This window comes from Undibacterium sp. WLHG33, assembly GCF_049544815.1.
In the GTDB taxonomy this organism is placed as follows: Bacteria; Pseudomonadota; Gammaproteobacteria; order Burkholderiales; family Burkholderiaceae_D; genus Undibacterium.
Genome location: NZ_CP186697.1, coordinates 97402 through 115821 on the forward strand (window position 1 = coordinate 97402; position 18420 = coordinate 115821).

18 protein-coding genes are annotated in these 18420 nt (G+C 49.6%); 6 read left to right on the top strand and 12 right to left on the bottom strand.

The window, feature by feature from the left end:
- Positions 1–2: 2 nt before the first annotated feature.
- Positions 3–242, bottom strand: a complete 240-nt coding sequence (locus ACOTSW_RS00450) for an accessory factor UbiK family protein (protein ID WP_186884197.1) — start codon at positions 240–242, stop codon at positions 3–5.
- 436 nt (positions 243–678) lie between these two features.
- Here ACOTSW_RS00450 and ACOTSW_RS00455 point away from each other — a divergent pair, with 436 nt between their 5' ends.
- Genes ACOTSW_RS00455 through ACOTSW_RS00465 form a run of 3 tightly spaced genes read left to right on the top strand, consistent with a single transcriptional unit; the run spans position 679 to position 3377 of the window.
- Positions 679–1425 (top strand): TorF family putative porin, encoded by a 747-nt coding sequence (locus tag ACOTSW_RS00455; protein ID WP_423680401.1) that lies wholly within the window; start codon positions 679–681, stop codon positions 1423–1425.
- Between the two features lie 14 nt (positions 1426–1439).
- The gene (locus ACOTSW_RS00460) at positions 1440–1778 is read left to right on the top strand and encodes a P-II family nitrogen regulator (protein ID WP_186883931.1); all 339 of its coding nucleotides are present in this window, start codon (positions 1440–1442) and stop codon (positions 1776–1778) included.
- Between the two features lie 21 nt (positions 1779–1799).
- A complete protein-coding gene (locus tag ACOTSW_RS00465) occupies positions 1800–3377 on the top strand; it encodes an ammonium transporter (protein WP_423680402.1) in 1578 nt (525 codons plus the stop codon).
- 208 nt (positions 3378–3585) lie between these two features.
- On the opposite strand, the gene ACOTSW_RS00470 is transcribed toward ACOTSW_RS00465, so the two are convergent.
- The 6 genes from ACOTSW_RS00470 to ettA form a co-directional block, all read right to left on the bottom strand.
- The gene (locus ACOTSW_RS00470; RefSeq protein ID WP_423680404.1) at positions 3586–4863 is read right to left on the bottom strand and encodes a tetratricopeptide repeat protein; all 1278 of its coding nucleotides are present in this window, start codon (positions 4861–4863) and stop codon (positions 3586–3588) included.
- A 129-nt stretch (positions 4864–4992) separates the two neighbouring features.
- Positions 4993–5583, bottom strand: coding sequence for a hypothetical protein (locus ACOTSW_RS00475; protein ID WP_423680405.1), 591 nt, complete (start codon positions 5581–5583; stop codon positions 4993–4995).
- A gap of 158 nt (positions 5584–5741) precedes the next feature.
- Positions 5742–6044: a DUF2288 domain-containing protein gene (locus tag ACOTSW_RS00480; protein ID WP_423680406.1), complete on the bottom strand. Its 303-nt coding sequence runs from the start codon at positions 6042–6044 to the stop codon at positions 5742–5744.
- A 114-nt stretch (positions 6045–6158) separates the two neighbouring features.
- The gene (locus tag ACOTSW_RS00485; protein ID WP_423680407.1) at positions 6159–6740 is read right to left on the bottom strand and encodes an IMPACT family protein; all 582 of its coding nucleotides are present in this window, start codon (positions 6738–6740) and stop codon (positions 6159–6161) included.
- Positions 6741–6819: 79 nt separating this feature from the next.
- The gene (locus ACOTSW_RS00490; RefSeq protein WP_423680408.1) at positions 6820–7251 is read right to left on the bottom strand and encodes a flagellar basal body-associated FliL family protein; all 432 of its coding nucleotides are present in this window, start codon (positions 7249–7251) and stop codon (positions 6820–6822) included.
- Positions 7252–7320: 69 nt separating this feature from the next.
- Positions 7321–8988, bottom strand: coding sequence for an energy-dependent translational throttle protein EttA (gene ettA, locus ACOTSW_RS00495; RefSeq protein ID WP_423680409.1), 1668 nt, complete (start codon positions 8986–8988; stop codon positions 7321–7323).
- Positions 8989–9170: 182 nt separating this feature from the next.
- Between ettA and ACOTSW_RS00500 the strand changes: the two genes are divergently transcribed.
- Both ACOTSW_RS00500 and ACOTSW_RS00505 read left to right on the top strand, forming a co-directional pair.
- Positions 9171–9782, top strand: coding sequence for an OmpW/AlkL family protein (locus ACOTSW_RS00500; protein WP_423680410.1), 612 nt, complete (start codon positions 9171–9173; stop codon positions 9780–9782).
- Between the two features lie 292 nt (positions 9783–10074).
- The gene (locus ACOTSW_RS00505) at positions 10075–10584 is read left to right on the top strand and encodes a DUF1993 domain-containing protein (protein ID WP_423680411.1); all 510 of its coding nucleotides are present in this window, start codon (positions 10075–10077) and stop codon (positions 10582–10584) included.
- Positions 10585–10718: 134 nt separating this feature from the next.
- On the opposite strand, the gene ACOTSW_RS00510 is transcribed toward ACOTSW_RS00505, so the two are convergent.
- The gene (locus tag ACOTSW_RS00510) at positions 10719–11165 is read right to left on the bottom strand and encodes a group I truncated hemoglobin (protein WP_423680412.1); all 447 of its coding nucleotides are present in this window, start codon (positions 11163–11165) and stop codon (positions 10719–10721) included.
- Positions 11166–11167: 2 nt separating this feature from the next.
- Positions 11168–12067: a DUF3034 family protein gene (locus tag ACOTSW_RS00515; RefSeq protein WP_423680414.1), complete on the bottom strand. Its 900-nt coding sequence runs from the start codon at positions 12065–12067 to the stop codon at positions 11168–11170.
- Positions 12068–12543: 476 nt separating this feature from the next.
- On the opposite strand from ACOTSW_RS00515, the gene ACOTSW_RS00520 reads away from it, so the two are divergent.
- On the top strand, positions 12544–14256 hold the full coding sequence (locus ACOTSW_RS00520; protein ID WP_423680415.1) for a diguanylate cyclase domain-containing protein: 1713 nt from the start codon (positions 12544–12546) through the stop codon (positions 14254–14256).
- Here ACOTSW_RS00520 and ACOTSW_RS00525 read toward each other — a convergent pair.
- The 3 genes from ACOTSW_RS00525 to yedA all read right to left on the bottom strand — a co-directional run bounded on the left by ACOTSW_RS00525 (position 14244) and on the right by yedA (position 18346).
- On the bottom strand, positions 14244–16601 hold the full coding sequence (locus ACOTSW_RS00525) for an EAL domain-containing protein (RefSeq protein ID WP_423680417.1): 2358 nt from the start codon (positions 16599–16601) through the stop codon (positions 14244–14246). The genes ACOTSW_RS00520 and ACOTSW_RS00525 overlap by 13 nt on opposite strands.
- Before the next feature lie 85 nt (positions 16602–16686).
- On the bottom strand, positions 16687–17289 hold the full coding sequence (locus tag ACOTSW_RS00530) for a methylamine utilization protein (protein ID WP_423680418.1): 603 nt from the start codon (positions 17287–17289) through the stop codon (positions 16687–16689).
- A gap of 184 nt (positions 17290–17473) precedes the next feature.
- Positions 17474–18346, bottom strand: coding sequence for a drug/metabolite exporter YedA (yedA, locus tag ACOTSW_RS00535; protein WP_423680419.1), 873 nt, complete (start codon positions 18344–18346; stop codon positions 17474–17476).
- Positions 18347–18420 lie beyond the last annotated feature (74 nt).

An 18420-nucleotide genomic window follows, 5' to 3' on the forward strand; every position in this document is an offset into this window, starting at 1 on the left:
TGTTATTCCGTTATCTGTGCTTCTAATGCGGCGACACGTGCTTCCAGCGCTTCCAGCTTGCTGCGGGTCTTTGCCAGCACTTGTGCCTGTATATCAAATTCTTCCCGCGTGACCAGATCCAGTTTGGAGAAGCCCTGAGTCATGATGGCTTTGACATTTTTTTCTATGTCTTTGGCCGGCGAGTTTTCCAGAGCCTGACTGATTTTTGCCTGTACATCACTGAAGAAATTTTGCTTATCCATAATATTCCTGCCTGTATTTTTGTGTGAGATTGTTGTTGCACTCTGCTAGTGCGAAAAAAAGTACAGCGATAAAACACATCGCTTGCCCCGCGTCAAAACAGTGCGGCGGGCAGTAGCCAGCATGTTATGCGGCTTGTTTGCATGCAGCGGAAATCATAACGTAAAGCCGGTGCCATGCCCACCAGAGCGTTCTTCTCATTGTATTCCTATAGCGGATTGTTATGCCCTTATTCCATTAATGCGAACGGGCTGTACACGAAAAATTACAGTTGGCACGACTTCTGCTAATAGTGAAGCGTTCGTAACTTTCCGAAGTTCATTTCCTGCAAAGCCACGAACGATCTTCTGGCTTTGCGTACCACCGGTGGTTGATGAAGTGAGTTCAGTTCAGTTTTTTTATTTAAATCGATGTTGACTATATACAAGGGGAAGCATAATGAAAAAATCAGTACTCGCCGCTGCAGTGACCGCAACTTTGTTAAGCAGTTTTGCATACGCAGATGAACCAAAACCAGACAATGAACTGAGTTTTAACATTGGCGTTGCCAGTGAATATCGTTATCGTGGTATTGCGCAGACACGTCTGGAGCCGGCATTACAAGGCGGTGCGGATTACACCCACAATCCTAGTGGCTTTTACGCCGGTACATGGTTATCGACCATTAAATGGGTGAAAGACGCCGGTGGCAGTGGCGATGTCGAATGGGATATTTACGCTGGTAAGAAAGGCGAGATCACGAAGGATGTCAGCTATGACGCCGGTGTTCTGACTTATGTCTATCTGTCAAACGGTCTCGACAAGGTTCCGGGGTTTGTTGATGCGAATACGACTGAAATTTACGGTCAGATCGGCACTGGACCTGTGTACGCAAAGTATTCTCACTCTGTGACGAATCTGTTTGGCTTCGTCAATAGTAAGAACAGTGGCTACCTGGATCTGGGTGCAAACATTGAGTTGCCGGATGCGTATACCCTGAATTTGCATGTCGGTCGCCAGATGATAAAAAACAATTCAGCGTCTTCGTATACCGACTGGAAGGTGGGCGTTACAAAAGAATTCTTTGGTGTGAATTTCAGTCTGGCCGCAGTTGGCACCAATGCTGACAAAAAACTGTATGTCACGCCAGCAGGCAAATTTACCGGCAAGACCACTTTGTTGTTGACTGCTGTAAAAACTTTCTGAAATGAGAGAACAACATGAAACTGATTACTGCCATTATTAAACCGTTTAAGCTCGACGAAGTCCGCGAAGCTTTATCAGAAATGGGTGTGCAAGGAATTACCGTGACTGAGGTCAAAGGTTTCGGTCGTCAGAAAGGACATACCGAGTTGTACCGTGGTGCTGAGTATGTCGTCGATTTTTTGCCGAAAACAAAAATTGAAGCGGCTGTCGATGATGCGATTGTGGATCGCGCGATTGAGGCGATTGAAAGCGCTGCACGTACCGGAAAAATCGGTGACGGCAAGATTTTCGTCTATGACCTGCAACAGGTTGTGCGTATTCGTACCGGCGAAACCGGCAACGACGCACTCTGATTGGCACACTAGGGAGTTCATATGAAAAAAGTACTGAAGAGTATGCTGGTTGCGGGCGCATTTCTCGCATCCATAGGAATGACAGCGATGGCATGGGCTGACGATGCTCCGGCCAATGCAGATGCGATTGCCGCATCTGCGGTTGCCACCAGTGCCTCGACACCCGCAGTGACGGAGGCGGCGACTGCTTCGGCGGCGGCAACTGCGCCAGCGGTGGCTCCGGCTGCAGCGACCGCATCAGCAGCAGAGGCAGCGGCGACACCAGCGCCTGTTCCGAATAAAGGTGACACTGCATGGATGCTGGTTGCGACGTTGCTGGTGATTCTGATGACATTGCCGGGTCTGGCATTGTTCTATGGTGGTCTGGTTCGCTCTAAAAACATGTTATCGATTCTGGTGCAGGTATTCATGATCTTTGCCGTGATCGTCGTGTTATGGTGCATCTATGGTTATTCACTGACCTTTACTGAGGGCGGCAAATTTATCGGTTCGTTTGACCGTCTGTTCCTCAACGGTATCTGGGACCCAGCCAAGGCGTCATTCTCGACTGCCGCAACGTTCAGTAAAGGCGTCGTGATTCCTGAGTTTGTCTATGTCGCGTTCCAGGCTACTTTTGCCGCAATCACTTGTGCGCTGATCATCGGTGCATTTGCGGAACGTGCAAAATTCGTCGCAGTATTGTTATTCGTGGTCTTATGGTTCACCTTCAGCTATCTGCCAGTCGCGCACATGGTCTGGTTCTGGACTGGTCCAGATGCGATTAAAGATGCTGCAACGCTGGCCACAGAAACAGCCAAAGCCGGTTTCCTGTTCCAGAAGGGGGCACTCGATTTTGCCGGTGGCACAGTGGTTCACATTAATGCTGCAGTAGCAGGTCTGGTGGGTGCTTTCATGATTGGCAAACGTGTCGGTTACGGTAAAGAATCGATGGCGCCACACTCCCTGACGATGACCATGATCGGAGCTTCCTTGTTGTGGGTGGGCTGGTTTGGTTTCAATGCTGGTTCAGCGTTAGAAGCGGGTGATATTGCAGCGCTGGCATTCATCAATACTTTGCTGGCAACGGCAGCAGCGACAGTGTCATGGGTCTTCGGTGAATGGATGTCCAAAGGTAAGCCATCTATGTTGGGTGGTGCATCCGGTGCAGTTGCTGGTCTGGTTGCGATTACACCAGCATGTGGCTTCGTCGGACCTATGGGGGCATTAATCATCGGTCTGCTGGCAGGTATCGTCTGCCTGTGGGGTGTGAATGGTTTGAAACGTCTGATCGGTGCGGATGATTCTCTGGATGTCTTCGGTGTGCACGGCGTCGGCGGTATTCTCGGTGCGCTGCTGACTGGCGTATTTGCTTCGCCATCCTTGGGCGGTCAGGGTATTGTTGATTACGTTGCGAATAAGATGTCTGCTGATCCGTACTCCATCATCGATCAGGTGATCACACAGGCAACAGCGGTCGGCGTCACGATTCTGTGGTCGGCGGTGGTTTCCGTGATCGCGTACAAACTGGTTGATCTGGTTGTAGGTCTGCGTGTACCGGAAGATGAAGAACGTGAAGGTCTCGACATTACCAGCCACGGTGAGTCTGCCTACCACTCTTAATGCAGGAATGAAATTGTTGTAGTAACGCTAGTATCCTCAGTGCATGAAACAGAGCGCATGCGACTGATTTACAAGCGGTTTGGCCACACAGCCAGACCGCTTTTTTTTATTTGGACTGGCGCTGACGGTATGCCGGCAAGCATAAAAAAACACCGGCAACGATGCCGGTGCTTTGGATGCAGCCTGAAAAAAAGCTTATTGAAAACGCTTATTTTGTTTCAGCAGGGCGAACGTATGTCCAGAGGCGCGCAAGGTCGGCCGCGCCATCCGTACCCTGAATGGATTTAAACACTTCCAGTGCTTTGTCGCGATTGCCCGATTGCAGGTAAGCCATACCGAGGTGAAGTTTTGCCTCATCGACCGATTTCAGCCCGCCTTTGGCAATTCCCTGTTCCATCAGTGCAATGCCTTTTTCTGCCTGCGCATTGATCACGTAGTTATAACCAATGTTCACCAGACCGGTACCGGTTTTTGCATTTTTAGCAGAAGTCTCACCGGCATCGAGTGTTTTGATATCTTCCGCCGCTTGTTTGTAGACGCGATCACGCAGCTGCTTATGTTTGGCGGCTTCTTTTCCTGTTCCCAGCAAACCGGAAGCATAGCCAGCGTCGATCGCTGTTTTAGCTTCTGCCGGCAAGCCTGCGAGCAGTGCCAGTTCTGCCATTTCTACATATTGTCCGGCATCGTCGATATTTTTTGTGACCAGCAGCAGGCGGTACAAGTCCAGACGAAGGCGGTCAGAGAAACCTGGTTTGTGTTCGGTACGATAAATCAGATCGCCCCAGTATTCTCTGGTCGGATAGTGCTGTACCACGCGCTCTAACACCGCTGCGTAACCGGCGTTGTCTTTCAGTTGCTGGTAGCTGCTGGCCAGCAGGCGCAGATTTTCCTCGGAAGGAACGCGTTTTGCACTCTCATCTTCGGCCAGCATCATGTTAAGTTGTTTGATCGCGCTGTTGAAATCGTTTTTCAGATAGTAGGCGCGGGCAACCATATTTTTGACCTGCGCGTTGCTGTTATCTTTTTCGAGATAACGTTTTGCCCACAGGATGGCCTGATCATATTTTTTCTCGTTGTAGTAAGTACCGGCGAGGCCTTCGATCAGGCGCAGTTTTTCATTATCCTTCAGAAATTCTGAACCGATCATGCCTTCAAATGCGGTGGCCAGTTGCTCGGTGTTATTGGTGCCTGAAGCAATCACTGCGTTCAGACGATGCAGTGCAAAGCTTTCGTAGGGTGTCTTTTTCTCAAGCGCATTGAGTTCATTCACTTTGTCCTGTGCTTCTTTGTACTGTTTTTTATCGAGCAATTCCTGAATTTCAGTTAAAGGACGCACCATTTCTTTGCGAACAACAGATTTTTTGGCCAGCTCCGCAGCTTTGTCGGCTGCTTCATCTGCGTGCGCTACGCCAGCGGTGACTGGGGCAATGCCTGTGCCGAGTGCTGCAAACATCATCGCAGCGAACAGAAAAGAGATTTTTTTCATGGAATATCCGGTAAAAAATGAACATGACCGCATGGACACGGTTCTTACTTAGCGTCACACTCAGCCAAGCATTCTGCCCTGGCTGGGGATGGGGCGAAGAGCGAATTATAACTGAGCCGGCGAGCGCGTTCACCAGTTGCAGCCGGTATCGACAACTGTGCTGACGGCGAGTGGAATAATGGCCAGCAAACCTGCGCCAGAGTATGCTTTCAGGCAGTCTTTGCGTTCCGCTTTTTTGGTGCCATCCGCCAGTTTTTTTTCAAACCCGTCATCACGCCGGTGACTTTGCTGGATTTTCTCTATGGTTCCGGGCTGGCGCTGTTTGTCTATCGCCAGCGCTGAGCGCTTTAATTCATCCAGATTCAGGCGTGGCTCTTCTGCGCTGGTGACGGCTGGCGTAATGACGCTAGCATTACTCTCCGCGACAGGATTCAACGTGATCGCGTTGGCTTTTTCGGGCTTGTTATTGAGCGGTGTGGGATTGTTGCGTTTCGGTGCTGTTGGCAGATTTTTTTCTGGCGGCACGGAACTGACCTCAGGAACTGGCGGAGGGTGGATATCTGTCAACTGCAGATAATGGATGACGCTTGCATCAGCGCGGCTGCTGACGCCATGTTGCTGCTGCCAGGCGAGCCACAAGAGTCCGTGTACTAATAATACCAGCACTGACGCCAGCGCTCGGCGGGTATAGGGCAGTGGTTGTTGCAGCTGAAATTGCATAGCATTTCCTGTTGCATTGAGTATGGCACTCAGACCGGGAGCTTTTATTTAAAGTTCAACATATTCATATACTGGGAGGGAGTATCCGTAGTTATATTGCTGAAAACATTTAAAAATAAGGGGGATTTTCTGAATATCAGTCATACTCCCCCATTTTCTTAAGATGCCCGGTGTTGCACCAGCATCCACGGCTTGACCACCACGGTCCAGAGTTGCAGATCATTTTCCAGCCAGGCTCTGGCTTGTTCGTCACTGACTTTATACAATCGCCCTGCACTCAGGAGAGTCTGAATTTCGGCAGCATTATCGTTTGCCATGTGTACAGCAACTTCTACCAGATCAAGATCCGGGGCAATAGCAAGCACATTGCCGGAGGCAAAATGTTTGAGCAGTTCGCTCCAGGGAAAACGTGCTGTTTCCTGATTGATTTTGGTACGCAGAAGGTCGTTAGCAGAAGACATAAAAACGGAAAATGATAAGAATGATTCGGAGGTGTGTCTCAACAGTGCGGTATCAGTTGGTGCATCATGATACCTAAACTGTGGCCGCGCCGGTTCTTTGCCAGAGCGCTTGTGTCAGGAAAGAATTTCAACCCGGCCTTTGAGTAGTTCGGAAAGCTCGTCCAGAAACGGGCTGAGCTGTTTTTCTTTCATACTGAGTTGCATTTGCGCTGATTCCGTGTAGCTGACGGCTATCACTTGTGCCTGATATTTCTCAATCAGGCGCCGGACCTGAGATTCATCGGCAAATGCGATCCGGAACATGATGTCAGCCATCGTTTCAACGGCGATCAGGCTGGCGGTTTTAAATGCATCGGAGATCGCCTGTCCATAGGCGCGCGTCAATCCGCCGGCGCCTAATTTCGTGCCGCCCCAGTAACGGACAACCACCGCAAGAACGTTGGTCACATCTTTGTGTACTAATACGTTGTACATCGGTTTGGCGGCGGTGCCTGAAGGTTCGCCATCGTCGTCGAGGCCTGAGTCGCCAGCACAAATCAGCGCCCAGCAGACATGCACGGCTCCCGGATGCTGCGCGCGTATCTCTGTCAGGCGCGCACGCGCTTCAGCGCGCGTATGCAGCGGGTACAACTGACCCAGAAAGCGGCTTTTTTTTATCTCTATTTCCGCGAATGCGGGTGCTGCCAGTTGATACATGGAATCGAGGATGAAATGGGGAACAGCAGACCCGGAAAATCTGCTGAGGAAATAGTCGGTACAGCTTGCGTGTATCCGTTTATTGGATCACAAAATTAACAAAGAAAATATCCGTGACACCGTCACGCTCTTTGACATCGAGTACACGATTGATTCTTTCTTTGATTTCATCGATCAATTCATTTTTACCTTCGGCAGTCTGAATCTGTGTCGATTCTTTGCCACTCAGCAGCATGATCAGGGAATGACGCACGACCGGCATCATTAATTTAACTTTTTCTGCCACTTCCGGTTTTGCTAATTGCAGGGTGATACCGATTTGCAGATAACGGTCAAAGCTCGACAGGTTGACGATAATCGGCTCCAACGGAGCAGTCGGAGCACCGGCAGACGCACTGGCTTCTTTACCGCCGGAATTGGCCATCACATGACCGGATAACAGCGTGAAAATACAGAAAATACTGGTGAAAATCGCTTTTATTAAAGAAAGGGAGCGCCTGTGAATAAACATAATGAAATTCCGGAAATCTTGTTTTTATTAAGAGGGCGGCAATACGATGTTGGCAGCCCTCTGGTGCGGTTACACCGTCAGCGGTTTGTAGCGGATACGCTTAGGTTTGGCTCCTTCTTCACCGAGACGTTTTTTCTTGTCCGCTTCATATTCCTGGTAGTTACCATCGAAGAAAACAACCTGGGAATCACCTTCAAACGCGAGGATGTGGGTCGCAATACGATCGAGGAACCAGCGGTCATGCGAGATCACCATCACGCTGCCTGCAAATTCCAGCAAGGCATCTTCCAGTGCACGCAGGGTTTCTACGTCCAGATCATTCGATGGTTCATCCAACAGCAAGACATTACCGCCCTGCAGTAGAGTTTTTGCCAGATGCAGACGACCACGTTCACCACCGGACAGATTACCGACGATCTTTTGCTGATCACCGCCTTTGAAGTTGAAGCGGCCAAGATAGGCGCGTGACGGCATTTCAAAACGACCGACAGTCAGAATATCGGCGCCGTTGGCGACGTCTTCAAACACGGTTTTGGTATTGCTGAGATCTTCACGCGACTGATCCACCAGCGAGATTTTGGCAGTTTGACCGAGCACTACTTCACCGCTGTCCGGCTGTTCCAGTCCCTTGATCATTTTGAACAGCGTCGATTTACCGGCGCCGTTGGGGCCAATAATGCCGACGATCGCGCCCGGTGGGATTCTGAAACTCAGGTTATCGATCAGCAGACGGTCGCCAAACGCTTTGGAGACATTCTTGAACTCGATGACTTCATTACCCAGACGCTCAGCGACCGGGATAAAGATCTCCTGAGTTTCATTGCGTTTCTGGTATTCGTGCTCGCTCATCTCATTGAAACGGGCCAGACGTGCCTTACTCTTGGCCTGACGTGCTTTCGGATTCTGACGTGACCACTCCAGCTCTTTCTGCAGTGCTTTCTGGCGCGCTGATTCGGTCGCTTCTTCCTGCTTCAGACGGGCTTGTTTCTGATCCAGCCAGGAAGAGTAATTGCCTTTCCATGGAATGCCAGCACCACGATCCAGCTCCAATATCCATTCTGCAGCGTTATCAAGGAAGTAGCGGTCATGCGTGATCGCCACCACGGTGCCGGGGAAGCGCAACAGGAATTGCTCGAGCCAGTCAACAGATTCTGCATCCAGATGGTTGGTTGGTTCATCAAGCAGCAACATGTCGGGTTTTGACAACAATAAACGACACAAGGCAACGCGGCGTTTTTCACCACCGGACAGCACACCGATTTTGGCATCCCATGGTGGCAGGCGCAGCGCGTCAGCAGCCATTTCCAGTTGTAATTCAACATTATCGCCCGCAGAAGCGGAGATGATCGCTTCCAGTCGCGCCTGTTCTTCCGCTAAGGCATCGAAATCGGCATTTTCCTCGGCGTAGGCGGCATACACTTCTTCCAGCCTTGCCTTTGCTGCAAATACCTCACCGAGTGCAGATTCGACTGCTTCGCGGACGGTTTGTTCAGGGGCCAGCTGAGGTTCCTGTGGCAGATACCCGATGTTCAGATTCGGCATAGGTACGGCTTCGCCCTGAATATCGGTATCCAGTCCCGCCATAATTTTCAGCAAAGATGATTTACCTGAACCATTCAGACCAAGCACGCCAATTTTGGCGCCGGGAAAGAAGGAAAGTGAAATATCTTTCAGGATTTGACGTTTCGGCGGAACAATTTTTCCGACACGATTCATGGTGTAAACGTAATTAGCCATTATTTCTTTGTTGTTAAATGTAGACAATGCCCGCAAGGATACCTCATGCGCGCTGGGACAAACGTATTTTGCCAAATTTCACATAAATTTGTGCCTCGCATCAAATTTGATGTAGCGCAAATTGCAAGGTGTATCGCAGAACTACACTTCATTCATCAACTTAGACAACCGAGGAAAACAAAATGAAAAAGATCGTTATCGCTCTCTCTTTAGCTGCAATGGGTTTAACAGCAACGCAAGCTATGGCTCAGCAAAGTCCATGGCAAGTACGTGCCCGTGCAGTCAACATCAGCCCAGATAACAAGTCTGATGCTATCGCAGGTCTGGCACCGGCAGATGCTATCCACGTCAGCAACAAAACTATTGCTGAAGTCGATATCACTTATTTCGTTACACCAAACTGGTCTGCAGAACTGATCCTGACTTACCCACAAAAACATGATGTGTCACTGAACGGTACTAACATCGGTACATTCAAACATCTGCCACCAACACTGACAGCGCAATACCACTTCGCTCCAGAAGCGCAAGTAAGCCCATACCTCGGTGCTGGCGTGAACTACACACGTATTTCTGACGTGAACCTGCTCGGCGGTAAAGCTGATCTGGACAACAACAGCTTTGGTTTCGCACTGCAAGCTGGTGTGGATTTCAAACTGGATAAAAACTGGTCTCTGAATCTGGATGTGAAAAAAGTACAGATTCGCAGCGATGTCACTTTGGGTGGCGCAAAAATCAGTAACGTGAAGGTTGATCCATGGCTGGTAGGCGTAGGCGTAGGCTATCGCTTCTAATCAATAACAAGTTCGTCTTGTGAAAAAAGCCGGTCATCAGACCGGCTTTTTTATTTCCAGCCGTATTGCTTTTAGTATTCGGGAAGTAGAGTAAAGGTATATCTTGCCTGTTTCCGTACGGATCTGTTGCCGGTAAGACCGCAGTTACGCTGACCGGTATCGCAAATCAATGCAGATGTTGTGGATGCCTTTTATGGCATACATACACGGAATATCTGCCGGGCCTATAATCAGCGCGCTTGATCAGCTTTGATTTCACGCGTTTTTTCAGCCATTCACGGAGAACCCCAATATGACGATTTCTATGTATACCGCATCAGTGCCCGTATTCACCCAAATGCTGGATAGTCTCAGCGATGTTCTGAAGAAAGCTGAAGAGCACGCTGTTGCAAAAAATATCGCACCAGAAGTTTTCTTGCAGGCGCGTTTGTTTCCTGACATGTTTGCGCTGATACGTCAGGTACAGATTGCCGCTGATTTCGCCAAAAGCGTCGCAGGCCGTCTGGCAGAAACTGACTTACCTGTATACGAAGACAATGAGCAGACGTTTGCCGATTTACAGGCACGTATCGCAAAAACGAAAGCATTTATCACGTCTTTAGACTTAGCGAGATTTATCGGCAGCGAAGAGCGTGACATTATTTTGCGTCCTGGCACTCCTAAAGAGAAAAAGCTGAACGGCCAGACTTATTTGCTGCAATACGGTTTGCCGCAGTTCTTTTTCCACGTTACAACGACTTATGCGATATTGCGTCACAACGGTGTCGTGCTTGGTAAAAAAGACTTCATGGGTGCTTATTAATTACGCAGTAAAGTAAAACTTACGGTTGGGTGTTGTTTTTTCCCCGAAAAATCATTTGTTTTGATGCGCATTGATGTTGGGGCTGGCGCAAATGTTATCCATATTTCTCGTGCAGTCTGACACGGGCATCAGCTTCATTTTCGGACAACAATATCCCGTTTCATTGGCGCTAGCCTGGCGATCAGCTTGTTTTGGGCCGAAGAGGAAATATTCAGATTTTCCATTGCTAATTGAATATCTTCCGCCAGGGCATTGAACTGGGCGCTGCTGACATTCTGCCCCTCGTGTGTGAGTTTCATATCGTCGCCGCTATAACGACAGGGGCCGCCGCTGATCTCGCAGAATTGTTCCTTCAGCAATCCGGCCAGCCGTTTGATGTTGGTATCTTTAAACGCTGCTTTTATTCGCGGGTCTTGCAAGACAAGGAGCAGGGTGTCGTCAACAATGCGGCTGATGCCAGCGTCGCCGCCCAGTTCCTCATACAAGCTTGCGGTCTGCGCCATGCTGGTGTTGCTATGGCTGCTCAGTACTATCGTCAGCATGATCGCCGCAGAGCAGAAGACAGAATGTAGTCGTCGCATGTTTAATTCCCGACCTGAACAGAGACATACCAGCCGCGCTGGCTTTTGGGGTTGAAAACCGTAATATCACCGAGATTTGCGTAAGCAAGTGTCAGCGACGTGGTCTTATTCGGAAACCAGGCGACAAATGCATCGTAATACGCTTTCTCGTTGTCGATACTCAGATTGTTTGGCTTCCGTCGATATTCTAGGCCGGCAACCAACTTACGATTCAGCAAATAGGCTACGGATGCTTCCGGCATGACCTGATACTGGTCTTTTTTGTCTCCGCCAAAACCCAGCAAGCCCATCTGGTTCGCCTTGGTCATCCTGAGTGTCCCATTGACGAGCAAGCTTTGCGCCAGAAATAGTTTGCTCGCGGATGCATAGTAATCAACACCGGTATCACTCTTGGCGCCGAGTTGCCTGACATTGCTGACGCCTAGCGCATCCAGCCCTTGAACCCCCTGATGATGTTTGAGCATAGCACCGATGGCAAGCTGAGGGTTCCAGTTATCCTGATCGGCAATGAGATCACCGGATATTCTGAGTTTGATCCCCGCGATGTCCTGTTGCAGCGTGAGTTTATCCAATGGCACCTTGCTGCCGGTGAATTCCTGCTTCCCCAGAGACAATTCGAGTTTGTCAAAAAGTCCGACGGCGACGCCATAGCTCTTGAGGCGGTAGTCCTGAGTTGAGAGCATAGTCAGATAGGCATTGGCGCCGTAACTGTCCTCTGTGCCATAACTGGTAATTAATGCCCATGGCACCACGCCGCCGCCGCCCGCGCCTTCCACTTGTCTGACGCCCGCGGTCGCCAGAAATTTGCCACTGTCTGGCGCCGCGATCTGTGCATAGGCATTTTGCTGCGCAAACAATAGCAGTACGCTGGCGATGACGGGAAAATTGATCTTGGCTGGCATGAATATCCCTCCCCCGAGAAATGAAAAAGCAAAAATGAAAGCGATAATCTCGCTTCTGATATCTTCTGAACTGATCAGTGCAAAAAGGAAACAGTAATCTGTCGCTTTACAACAAGAATATCCTACCACCTGCCACGCAGTATGTTTTTCCGGTTCATCGTTTCTCTATCATTCCATGATGATATGTTCCTGAACAGAGCAGACAACCGCGCTCATTTTGTCTGAAAATCTCTAAAACAAACTTGTGGCAATGACTGGCCTTCTGTATTTCGTGGATCACGGCAATAAAATTTTTCGACCTGTTTTCCGAGTAAGTGCTCTATCGGCACCCACATAGTTCATAGTATGCTGCACCACTTCTGTGTTTCCTAGATTGCTCCTTTGTAATACGATAGTGACATATACGAGTGCATGCGATCAGATTGCGCCGCCGCCTGTTGTTTCTCCCTATTTTTGTTGTTTAGCCTGAATCTGATATGAGTCATTCGTCGCTACGCCGCCAACTCGTCATTCCGATTACCTTACTGGTGATCGGTGTTTCGGCAGCGATCGGCTGGATATCCATAAAAGCCGGAACAGATGCGGTGCATACGCTGACGCAACGCATGCTGGTCGATATGGTCAACCGTATCAATCTCTCTACCGAGAGGCATCTTGAAGGTGCGCTGATTGCGCTTGAATCCGTAGCGCCCAGTGCTGACCGCATGCCGAAAGAGCATGATTTTTCCACTGACATGCGTATCCTCGAAGATAAATTCTGGGCTGCCAGCGGTTTATTCATGGATGTGAATAATTACGTCTATTTTGGCGGAAAAGACGGGCGTTTTGTCGGTGTTTACCGTATCTCCAAGCGGGACGTACAACTGTTCTGGCGTGAACCCGATGGCAAGCGTCGTGATGTGTATCATGTGACTGGTATCGGTGACCGTTCTGAACTGATACGTAGCGATGATTTTGACCCCCGCAAGCGCCCCTGGTATCAGACGGCAATGCGTTCTGATAAACCGGTGTGGTCGAAGATTTACAACAATTTTTCGTTTAACTTCCCGACCATTACGCTGGCGAAGGCTGTATTTCAGAAAAATCACGAGTTTGCCGGCGTGTTGGCGACGGATGTGACCTTGATTGAGTTATCGAATTTTTTACGCAAACTCGACATCAGCAAAAATAGCGTGGCTTACATCGTTGATGCGGACGGCTATATCGTCGCCACATCGGGCGAGGAAATTCCGCAACGTACCGTCAACGGCGTACCTGAGCGTATACGTGCAGTCGATATGAAAACGGCTTTAATCAGCGGCACATTTTCGAATATCGGTAAGTCAAAAACGACAGAGCCGGAAGTCGTGTCGATGGAACTCAGCAGCGGCACAGTGGATGTCGCGATTTCTCCCCTCGGTGGCAGGCAAGGTTTGAACTGGCAGACGATCGTGGTGGTACCGCGTGCCGACTTCATGCGTGAGATCAATCAGGGGTTCATGCAAAGTATGGTGATCGCTATTGCATGTATTATTTTTGCCCTGACGATAGCGCTGACGATTGTTGAGAGGGTGGTCCGCGATATCCGGAAGCTTACTTCAGCAGCAGAAAAATTCGGTAACGGCGAGCCTATGCCCAAGCTGCACATCCATCGTCAGGATGAGATAGGCTTACTGACGCAAACCTTTGTTGAAATGGAGAAGAAGCTGCGTTTTGACAAACTGACGCAAGTCGCTAATCGCGAGTCCTTGTTCGCAAAAATCACTTACCTGCAAAAAAATTCGAAAGAAAATCCGGACCAGGAAAACGGCTTTACTTTACTGTTTGTTGATCTCGATCGTTTTAAACAGGTGAACGACAGCTATGGTCACGATGCCGGTGATCAGGTGCTGATGATTACTGCCGCACGTCTCTTATCCGCGATCCGTGATACTGATGATGTTGCCCGTTACGGTGGCGATGAATTTGTGCTGCTGCTGAGAGACACCAAAAATTCTATTGACATTCATAATATGGTGGAGAAGATTTCATCTCTGGTCGAACAGCCCATCGCGTTGGATAATGCAGTGGTTGACATTGGTGCGTCGATAGGCTGGGCTTCCTTCCCCGAAGATGGCGACGATTATGTACAACTGATCAAGATTGCCGACAGCCGTATGTACAATTCCAAGCGCGACCGCAAGTCAGGGCAACTGATTCATATTGTCTGATAATCTTGCCGGGTCAGCAGCCATGGCTGCAATTCACTTGCTGGCATCGGTCTGCTGATGTAGTAACCTTGTCCCTGATCGCATCCCAGTTCTTTTAATAAGTTCATTACTTCCGTATTTTCTATACCTTCGGCGACAACCCTCAACCCCATGTTGTGTCCCAGATCGATAGTGGATTTGACTATTTTCGTGTCGTCAATATCCTGTTCCATTTTTAATACGAATGATTTATCAATCTTCAGTTCATTCACTGGCAGCCGTTTCAGATAAGCCAGAGATGAATAACCGGTTCCGAAATCATCGATCGATAACTCCATTCCCATTGCATGTAATTTATCCAGCGTCAGATGGGCGCGTACAGGGTCATCCATGATGGCGCTTTCCGTAATTTCCAGACAAAAATCGGCGGCCTGTACCTGATGCAGCGCCAGAATTTTTGCAAATTTCTCCGGTAGTTCCTGATCCATCAGATCCCGCGTCGAAATATTGACTGATATTTTCAGACGAATTCCGGCATTTTTCCATTCACGGCAAGCTTGGGCTGAAGCGTTCATCATCCAGTGTGTCAGCTGACGGATGAAGCCTGTCTGCTCAGCAAAGGGAATGAACTGATCCGGGTAGATAAAATTGCGCTCCGGATGTAACCATCGGACTAAAGCTTCGACCGCGACGACCTCACCAGTCATCAGCGAGACTTTGGGTTGTACGTAGAGACGGAAATCGTTGCGTTCAAGCGCGGTGCGCATTTCGCTCAGCAGCGATAAACTTTGCTGGCTGGATTTGTCGATGTCCGGCGAGTAAATCACCGCACCATTCTTCGCCTGCTTGGCTGCATACATGGCGACCTCAACCCGGCTTAACAGCGTGGCGGCATCGGCGGCATGCGCTGGGTAGCCTGCAATGCCTATGCTGGCACCGATATCGACGGTCTGATCTTCTATCGATATCGGATGTTCCAGTGCATGCAGTATCTTTTCTGCGATCTGCAGTGCGGCGTCTTCTTTAGTTTCTGGCATCAGCACAGCAAATTCATCGCCGCCGAGACGGGCAGGTTGAATATTGCCTGCACCTAGTTCCACTTTCAGACGATTGGCGACTTCTTGCAGCAAAATATCGCCGAAGCTGTGCCCCATGACGTCATTGACGTGTTTGAATCTGTCCAGATCCATCATCAGCACATAGCATGTGCTGGCACGGCTTCTAGCTTGCGTGATCGCCTCGTCCAGCATATCTCTGAATAAGGCGCGGTTCGGCAAGGCAGTCAGCGTATCCCAGTAAGCGAGACGGCTGATTTCCTGTTCACGTGAAGCGATGGCGTCACGCATATGTGAAAAGCTATTTGCCAGATCACCGATTTCATCTTTTCTTTCGACCTTGATCGGCGTCAGATAATCACCAGCGCCAAGGCGACGGGCGGTATCGGCCAGCTGTCGGACGGGTTCGATGACACGCCGTGCAGTGACTGCGCTGATGACGCTGGCAACAATACATCCGAGCACGGTCAGTATCAGCAGATTTCTCTGTAATTTTTTATAGGGGGCGACAGCTTGGTCTATTGACAATTGAAGCACCGCGACGGCTCTGTTATTGCCGTTGCTGGCCAGTGGCAATACATTTGTACGGTAACGATTGTCACCGATTTCCATATCGCGCATGAGGCCGGCGCCAGCCTCGTTTTTTGACAAAGTACTTACCAGTTGCAAGGCGTCTTGCTGCTCCAGCGTGGAGACATTCATTTTCCACGGCGAACGGTTTTGCGAGGTGAGCAAGCTGATTTGCATCGTCGATAATTCACGCATATCGCTGACCAGCGTCTGATCCAGTGGAATCGCCATGACAACCCAACTGATAGTGACAGGAGCCTGTACTGGAACCATCACCATCTGATAGGGCTTACCGTCAACGATATCAATATTACCGGCGCTGCCTTTTTCAGTGGCGGTCTTGATCATGGAGGAAACCGATTGCTGCAAACCATGCGCCAGTGTGTCGCTGCTGGCTGCTGTGATTTTTCCATCCAGATCAACCAGCATGGTCAAATCTGCGCCTAAGCGCTGACCATGATTCAATAAGGTGGAGACGATGGTTTCTGTGTCATGCGTGCCGATGGCTTCACGAAACGCATAATCTTTCGACAGTAGCGTCGCACCTTGTATCAGTTTTTGTGCATTCTGATCGAGTAAGCGTGAAAAAACTTTTGTGCTGATCTTCAGTTCAGATTCAATGGCGCTGCGTGCATTGGTATCAATGGCGTTTCCAATCGCAAAATAGGCGACCAGTTGCAAGGTCAGAAGCAAGCTGATGAATAAGACGACAACCCGGCTTTCCAAACTGTGAAAACGCATTTTCTATTTTCCTTTTACTTCGTTTTCGACCATTTTCTTCAACTGCACAGGCAGCGGCTTTGTTGAATTCAATTCTGTTTTTCGTTTAGCTGGCTTTGACATTCAGACGTATGGTCAGTGGTGTATTTTCTGTTCCGGTCTGTAAACTTTGTTCTTTAATTTCTGTTCCGGGAGCCTGTAGATAATGCCAGACCTTGAGTGTGTATTTTCCCGTCGGAAGATTGCTTAGTCTGGCCGTACCTTTTGCATCTGTCTTGGCAAAATACGGCGTGTTCACCACATGAATATAGGCCACCATCTGATCGTGAATATTGCAGCCGACGACCACCGTACCTGGCTTATCGAACAACACAGGTGCCGATGGCTTTCCCGAATACAGCTTCAATTCAAACTGCTTTGGTGCTGAAAATGAATAGGCGTGATGTTTTACCTTGTCGTTGTTCGGAAACGCAACCGAAGTACCGGTTTGTATTACTGACACCAGCGGAATAAATTTTTTATCTTTTTGTTCGATTTCAGCGCTGCCGGGTTTGCTCGTATTGGTAAGGCCGGGCGCTTCTGCATATACAACGGCATTTTCCAAAGGATTGCCGGTACTGTCGACAACATGAATGATGTGATCGGCAGCGCTCACCTGACCGGCAAGCAATATGCTGACAAGAGCGACCGGAAAAATAGATAAGCCCATACAGACTTCCTCGCACAGTTGGTGGCGACACAAGCAGCAGTCGCCGAGGGAGACTTAGCTTAACATTTTTCGACAGGGAGTATGAAAAGCAGCATGGCAGACGGTGTTAGTTATCGTTTCAAACCGATGCCTGTTGTGGATACTGTGCTGTGAGAGCATGAGCTTATAAGGAGTGTGCACTCCTTTATTTGCTGGTCTGACGTGCCGTGGTCAGTAACACCACGCTGCCGAGTATCACTGCCATGGCCAGCATAGCTTTGGCTGACAGATGTTCACCGCCAAACAAGACACCGAGAGTGACCGCAATGACAGGATTCACATAAGCGTAGCTGGCGGCAAGCCCGGCGGATACTTTCGACAGTAAATACATATACGCAGTGAATGCCAGTAAAGAACCTGCGATCACCAGATAAGCCCAGGCAGCGAGTGCGTCAACAGTGACTGGCCCTGTCATGCTTTCTCCTTTTAACAGGCTGACGATGACCAGAAACAAGCCACCGATCAGCATTTCACTCGCAAAGCCCATGCCGCCCGCCGCCATTTTCAGTTTTTTCTGCGACAGAACGGAGCCGACATCCCAGCACAAGATTGCACCAAGCAGAAACAGCACACCGACTGGTTTTGCCGCGAAATCACCGTCGGATGCGAGCAACATCGCGCCGATGAAACCAGCAAGTATGCCTATCCATTCGCGTCGCTTCGGCCAGTCGCCGAACAGTCCCGACAAGCCGGATAAAATCATGGGAGAGCAGGCAATGAAAACCGCCGTCAGTCCCGAGGAAACATACTGTTGTGCGCAAGCGGTCAGCCCCGTACCGCCACCCAACATTAAGATGCCGACGATGCCGCCGTCGCGCCATTCACGGATTGTAGGATTTGCTGCTCCCCGCCATTTTTGCCAGGCAAATAAAATTCCCCCCGCAGCCAGAAAGCGCGTGCCTATCATCATAAAAGGCGGGAATGCCTGCAAAGCGACTTGTATCGCGAAATAGGTAGAGCCCCAGACAATATAAACAGTCAGCAGGGCGGCAAGAACAGAACGGGGAAGATGGCGCATACAAGGAAAAAGCGAAGACGAAACCTCAGAATGCTGAATAGTGTATGAGACTCAGTAGCGTTTTTGAATGGATA